Source organism: Nodosilinea sp. LEGE 07088, from assembly GCF_015207395.1.
In the GTDB taxonomy this organism is placed as follows: domain Bacteria; phylum Cyanobacteriota; class Cyanobacteriia; order Phormidesmidales; family Phormidesmidaceae; genus Nodosilinea.
The window spans coordinates 1-6,119 of record NZ_JADEWX010000254.1; the positions used below are offsets into that span (position 1 = coordinate 1).

The window sequence follows — 6,119 nt, forward strand, 5'->3', positions numbered from 1 at the left end:
GAATGGGTGGATGGGTTGATGGGTAGGCGGGTATTCGGTGTACGGTAAACGGTGCAAGGTATACGGCAGAACCGCAAACCGTTAACCGTAAACCGTTAACCGTAAACCCAAAACCTAATCCCCTTCGGCGATACAGTCTCTCAACTTTTCCTCCATCGCCTTGAGGTCCAGGTTGCGGCCGATGCAGACGAGTTGGTTGCCCGGTGGCCCTGTCCACTGGTCGTCTTCGAGCTGAAACCGCCTGCCTGTGAGCTGGAAAAAGTGGCGGGCGGGGCTTTCCTTAAACCAGAGAATCCCCTTCATGCGAAACAATTCTGGCGGTAGGTGAAAGTCAAGCAGCTGCTGAAATTTCTTCAGAGCGAAGGGCTGCTCAGCGCGAAAGGCCATGGACACAAAGCCATCGTTATCTAGGTGGTCGGAGTGGTGATGATGGTGTTCGTGGGAATGCCCATGGTGTTTGTGACCTTCGGGATGGTGATGCCCATGGTCATGGGTTTCGGGTGCGGGGTGATGGTCGTGATCATGATTATGATCATGGTCGTGGGCAGCTTTTTCGGCATCGGCCTGGGCCACCGCCTGGTATAGCCCCTGGTCTCCGGCCTTGACATCGATGATCAGCGGCAGGGGCACCCGACCATATTGGCTATGGAGGATTTTGACATCCTCACGAATGCTGCGCAGGCCCTGTTCTACCGACTTTAGGCGTTCGGGAGGAACCAGGTCGGTTTTGTTCAGCAGCAAAATATCGCCGTAGGATACCTGACTCATGGCCGCTTGACTGCCGAACAGGTTGGGTTCGAAGCTTTCGGCATCGATCATCGTCAGAATGGAGTCGAGCCGAGTCAGATCCCGCAGTTCGGTGCCGAGGAATGTGAGGGTGATTGGGAGAGGGTCGGCAACGCCCGTGGTTTCGACCACCAGGTAATCAATGTTGTCTCGCTTCTCCAGCACCCGGTACACCGCCTGCATCAGGTCGTCGTTGATGGTGCAGCAGATGCAGCCGTTGGTGAGTTCCACCATGTCTTGCTCAACGGTGACCAAAAATTGGCTGTCGATATTGATATCGCCAAATTCATTCACCAGCACCGCAACGCGAAAGGCATCGAAGTTTTGCAGAATGTGGTTCAGCAGGGTGGTTTTGCCGCTGCCCAAAAAGCCGGTGATGATGGTGACGGGTAGACGGTTGTCGGGGGTAGTTTGCATGGGGAAGAGGGTGGATGAGTGGATGGGTGGATGGATGGGGGCAGGATATCGGGTGCAAGGTGCAAGGCATGCGGTAAACGGTGTAAGGCTCGAACCGTAAACCGTAAACCGTAAACCGTGAACCGTAAACCCTCCCTGTTTTACAGACAGAGAGAGCGACTCCCGGTTAGGCAGTTGGTGAGTTGCTGATGCAGCTGGAGGGGGTTGAGCTGGCGACCGATAAAGACCAACTGGTTTTTGGGTTGGCCAGTCCAGGGTTCGGGGCTGAGGTCAAACCGTTTGCCGCTGAGCTGAAAGATGTGGCGCAAGTCTTCGCCCTCAAACCAGAGAATGCCCTTGGCCCGAAACACTTCGGCGGGTAATTGGGCCATCAAAAAGTGCTCAAAGCGATCTACGTTGAAGGGGCGATCGCTCTTGAAGGGAACCGACACAAAGCCATCGCTACCTAAATGGCCATTGGGTTGGGCCGCTTGAGCAGCGCTAGCTATTGCCGGAGGCAGGGTCGGAGCTAGCCCCACATCCAGTAGGGCAGACAGGGGCAGTTGGTCGGCCTGCTCGGTCAACGAGCAGCGCAGCACCCGCGCCTGGTCTTTGAAGCCCTGAATGTAGGCCTCTAGCCAGGTCAGTTTGACCTCGGGGGTAAGGTCAGCTTTATTGAGCAGAATGATGTCGCCGTAGGTGAGCTGGCTAGTCGCCGCTTCGCTATTAAAGTGGTCGTTGGTAAAGGCTTCGGCATCCACGACGGTGATGACAGAATCCAGGTGGGTGAGCCGCTTCAGCTCGGTGCCTACAAAGGTCAGCATGATGGGCAGGGGATCGGCCAGACCGGTAGTTTCAACCACCAGGTAATCAACGCAATCGGGCAGCTCCAGCACCCGATACACGGCGTCGATCAGGTCATCGTTGATAGTGCAGCAGATGCAGCCGTTGCTCAGCTCAACCATGGTCTCGTCTATGGAGACCAGTAGCTGGCTGTCGATATTGATATCGCCAAATTCGTTGACTAAGACCGCCACCTTGAGGTTTTGGCGGTTGGTCAGAATGTGGTTGAGCAGGGTGGTTTTGCCGCTGCCCAAAAAGCCCGTAATTAGCGTCACGGGCAGACCCCGCTTAGGAATTGCTGGGTCTGCCACCGATAAGGGCTGAGGAAGGTAGGGCATCGCCGTATCACTCATAGAATGATAATCATTATCATGATAGTGCAGAATGGAGCTGCAACCCTCAATAACTGGCTTTCAGTCAGATCAGCTGTCCTGATGCTTTTAGAAAATAATTCCGAATGGTGGGCACTGCCCACCCTGCAACTCAGCTGATTGGCAACGTTCACTCAGGTCGCCTATGGGCATACCAAGCCCGAGCCAAAAGGCTTTGGTAAAACAAGACTGGCAGCTCAAAGCCACCCTCAGTCATGATTGATGCAACGTGTTCCGGTGATAATAAGGCGACATCGCGACCGTAGGAGGCGCGGAATTTTTCAACTTCTGCTTCTGGCATGTCAGCATATCGCAGCATTCGCAGCCACACGTCAAGCAGGCTTTGATACTCGGCAGTGGCCATATCAGCCGTCAAATCAGCACTCACCAAATACCCGCCAGGCTGAAGTCGGGCCGCAATTTGCTGGAAAAAGTGGCTACGCTCATCGGATTGCATAAAGAAATGAGACACCAAAAGACAGGTTGCCGCCTGGAACGCATCCGAGCTGGGCAATGAGTCAAGATAGCCCTGATGGAAGGTACAGTGTGACGCGATGCCGCTCTCTTCAGCTTTGTGGCGACAAATATCGAGCATTGGTGCAGCAGGCTCTACCGCAGTAAATTGCCATTGGGGAAACGCCTGAGCCAGATAAATCAGTTCTGCCCCGGTGCCCACTCCCACACAGAGAATGTTGGCATCGACAGGAAGCTCTGACAGGATGATGCGGATTTGCAGATGTAGGGCCTCGCGAATTGGCGCTAGGGCATCAAACTGTTGATCGTAGGACGAAGCGCGTTCTTGATCAAAAACGATGGCCGATTCTGGGCTTTTCATAATCAGTAAAGTGGTAATTGTATGGTTTCTCGTGTTCTAAAGATTCATATCCATTGAGGGCAGCCTGTGGTCGCCGATCGCCAGATTTAGCATTTTTAGCGTTTTGATCTAGCCGCACCAAACCCCTTAGCTACAGTCAACTGCACCTGCCTAAAGCGCACCTGATCTGTACCGGGGTTGTAGAGCACGTAATGACGTAGCCCGTAAAGGTACGGCTGAGCAGGCGGGCCGCACAGGCCGGAATCACGACAAAGGCGCTAATCAGCAGCACGCTGATCGCTTTGATCGACGCCCCTACCACCAGGGCCAGCAGCACAATAAAGGCGGTGCGATAGGCCGAAGCCGAGATGCCACTGGCGATCGCCAGTGGTTCGTGCAGGGTGAGGAGAATTTGCGATCGCAGCGTCAGCCCCACAAACAGCACGCACACTACCAACAACACCGTACTCACCCACAGATCGCCCGGTTGCACCGCCAAAATATCGCCAAACAAAATGCTGTTGATACCGCCCTTGTACTGCCCCACAAAGGTCAGCAAAATCACCCCGATCGCCAGCGACGATGAGTAGACAATGTTCAGCAGCGCATCGGTCCACAGCCGCGTGCGCTCTAGCAAATAGGTGACACCTAACGCAAACAGCACCGCAAAGGGCAACAGCACTGACGATGGACTCAGCCCCAACAGCAGCCCCAGGCTAATACCGAGCAGCGCCGAATGCCCCAGGGCATCGCTAAAGAACGACAGCTGCTTCAGAATGGTGAAGCTACCTAACAGCCCCCCCATCAGGCCCATCAGGATGCCGCCCATCAGTGCTCGCTGCATAAACGGGAGTTGGAAGAGTTCGACAATGCGGGTGAGGTCGGACATGGATGGATGGGGGTTAATGACGATGTCGATACCTGACAAACTCCGCTCCGTAGACCAGGGCCAGGTTATCCGGTGCTAAGGCTACCTCTGGGCTGCCCTGGCACCGGAGAGATCGGTTGAGGCAGAGGACGCGATCGCAGTGTTTTCTGACCATATCTAAGTCGTGGGAAATTTGTAGAATGGCCCAACCCTGGTCTTGTTTGAGCTGGTAGAGGAGCTGGTAAAACTCCGATTCGCCCAAAGCGTCAAGACCAGCGGGAGCCTCATCGAGAATCAGCAGGCGACGGGGGCGTACTAAGCAGTAGGCGAGGAGGGCACGTTTCATTTCGCCACCGGAGAGGCGAGCGATGGGCTGAGAGCCGAGGTGCAGGGCATCGACTTCGGCGAGGGCGCGGCTAACGGCCAGGCGGCGGGGTTGGTAGTTAGCCTAGGGCAACTGTGGCCCCAGACTGTCCCAGCCGAGGGCGACGAGTTCGTTGACGGTGATGGGAATGCGGCGATCAAACAGAAAGTTTTGGGGCAGGTAGGCAATCTGCTGACGCACCTTTCTAGGCAGCACCCCCCTGGGGCTAAGGGCGTGGCCCATCAGAAATACGTCTCCCGATCGCCGGGGCAGAACGCCCAAAATCGCCTGAATGAGCGTGCTCTTCCCCGCGCCGTTGGGGCCGACGATGGCGGTGTCGGTGCCTGCTTCGAGGGCAAAAGAGACATCCTGCACGGCGGCGGTGGTGTCGCGGTACACCGTCAGCCCCTCAACGGCCAAGACTGTTGTGCTCAAGGCTGCCCCTCCTAAAACCGCAGGTCCACGGGCTGGGGCACCACAGCCAGCGGCTTAGTTGGCCACAGCGGTAGCCAAGACTGCTGGGTAGAGGCCTCAAAGGAAGCCGCCAGATTGGCCGCATTTTGGCGCATGGTGGTGAGGTAGTAGTCAGGCTGTACCGACTCGGGGCCGCCGACTTCGAGCGGGTTGAACATCCCCACTTGAACGCCCATATCTTTGGCGATCGCCGCAAACGCATCTTCGCCAGCCGAGGGTTCGGTCAAGATGGTCTTCAGGTTAGAGGCCTGAACGGTATCCATGACTCGCTTCACATCTTCAGGAGAGGGGTTTTCTTCGGGAACATCCACTAAAAATTCGGCCTGGAGGTTGTAGCTTTCCGCAAAGTAAGGAGCAAAGTCGTGAAAGGCGACAAAGGGTTGCCCCGCAAAGGGAGCGAGCTGCTCAGTAATTTCGCCGTCCAGGGTCTCTAGCTCGGCAATAAAGGCTGCCGCATTGGCGGTATAAATCTCTTCGCCCTCGGGGTCTACGGCTATCATGCCGTCGCGAATGTTTTCGACTTGCTGAATGGCCCGCTTAGGGTCGAGCCAAATGTGGGGATTAAATTCGCCGTGGTGGTGATGCCCAGCCTCGGAATGGTCATGGTCATGGGCCTCCCCTTCGGCGTGGTCGTGGTCAGGGTCGGCATCGGCGGCGGCAGCATCACTGTGGTCGTGATCATGGTCATGGCTGTGGTCGTGGTCGTCAGCCTTACTCTGGCTATGGCCCTCCACCTCCTCGTTAGAAAGCACCGAGATGCCTTCGCTAGAGTCGATCATCACCAGGTCGGGGTTCTCGGCGTTGGCGATCAGGTCATCCAAAAAGACCTCCATCTCTAAGCCGTTTTTCACCAGCACATCGGCGTTGGCCAGAGCCTGTACGTCAGCCGGGCTAGCCTGAAAACCGTGGGGGTCCACATTGGTCGGCATCAGAGGAATCACCTCAGCGCGATCGCCCACTACTGCATTGGTGAACTGCGTAATCGGCAAAATCGTTGTCATCACCGTCAAGTCAGTTGCGATCGCACCATCAGACGCCTCGGTATCAGCCACGTCTGTAGTGCCTGAAGCGCAACTGCCCAGGGCAACAGCAACGGAAGACGCAAGCAGCAAGGCAGTTCGGCGGAAGGGGAAAAGGTGGGACATGGGGAGGATCCTCGATGGAGAGACGGTGAGCGGTTTGCGGGGGAGGAGGGGTTTGCGG

The 6,119-nt window shown here is 56.2% G+C and carries 5 protein-coding genes and 1 pseudogene; all 6 read right to left on the bottom strand.

Translation table 11 applies throughout. The annotated features are described in order from the left end of the window. Nucleotides 1-114: 114 nt before the first annotated feature. The 6 genes and pseudogenes from IQ254_RS29010 to IQ254_RS29035 all read right to left on the bottom strand — a co-directional run bounded on the left by IQ254_RS29010 (nt 115) and on the right by IQ254_RS29035 (nt 6,061). Nucleotides 115-1,203 carry a GTP-binding protein gene (locus IQ254_RS29010; protein WP_193969628.1) on the bottom strand — a complete coding sequence of 363 codons (1,089 nt, stop codon included), beginning with the start codon at nt 1,201-1,203 and terminating at the stop codon, nt 115-117. A 140-nt stretch (nt 1,204-1,343) separates the two neighbouring features. Further along, the gene (locus IQ254_RS29015; protein WP_193969629.1) at nt 1,344-2,363 is read right to left on the bottom strand and encodes a GTP-binding protein; all 1,020 of its coding nucleotides are present in this window, start codon (nt 2,361-2,363) and stop codon (nt 1,344-1,346) included. Nucleotides 2,364-2,526: 163 nt separating this feature from the next. Then, nucleotides 2,527-3,231: a class I SAM-dependent methyltransferase gene (locus tag IQ254_RS29020; RefSeq protein ID WP_193969630.1), complete on the bottom strand. Its 705-nt coding sequence runs from the start codon at nt 3,229-3,231 to the stop codon at nt 2,527-2,529. Nucleotides 3,232-3,367: 136 nt separating this feature from the next. Further along, nucleotides 3,368-4,099 (bottom strand): metal ABC transporter permease, encoded by a 732-nt coding sequence (locus IQ254_RS29025; protein WP_193969631.1) that lies wholly within the window; start codon nt 4,097-4,099, stop codon nt 3,368-3,370. A gap of 13 nt (nt 4,100-4,112) precedes the next feature. Next, nucleotides 4,113-4,877 (bottom strand): annotated as a pseudogene (locus IQ254_RS29030) (metal ABC transporter ATP-binding protein). An 11-nt stretch (nt 4,878-4,888) separates the two neighbouring features. Beyond that, on the bottom strand, nt 4,889-6,061 hold the full coding sequence (locus tag IQ254_RS29035) for a metal ABC transporter solute-binding protein, Zn/Mn family (protein WP_193969632.1): 1,173 nt from the start codon (nt 6,059-6,061) through the stop codon (nt 4,889-4,891). Between the last annotated feature and the right edge of the window lie 58 nt (nt 6,062-6,119).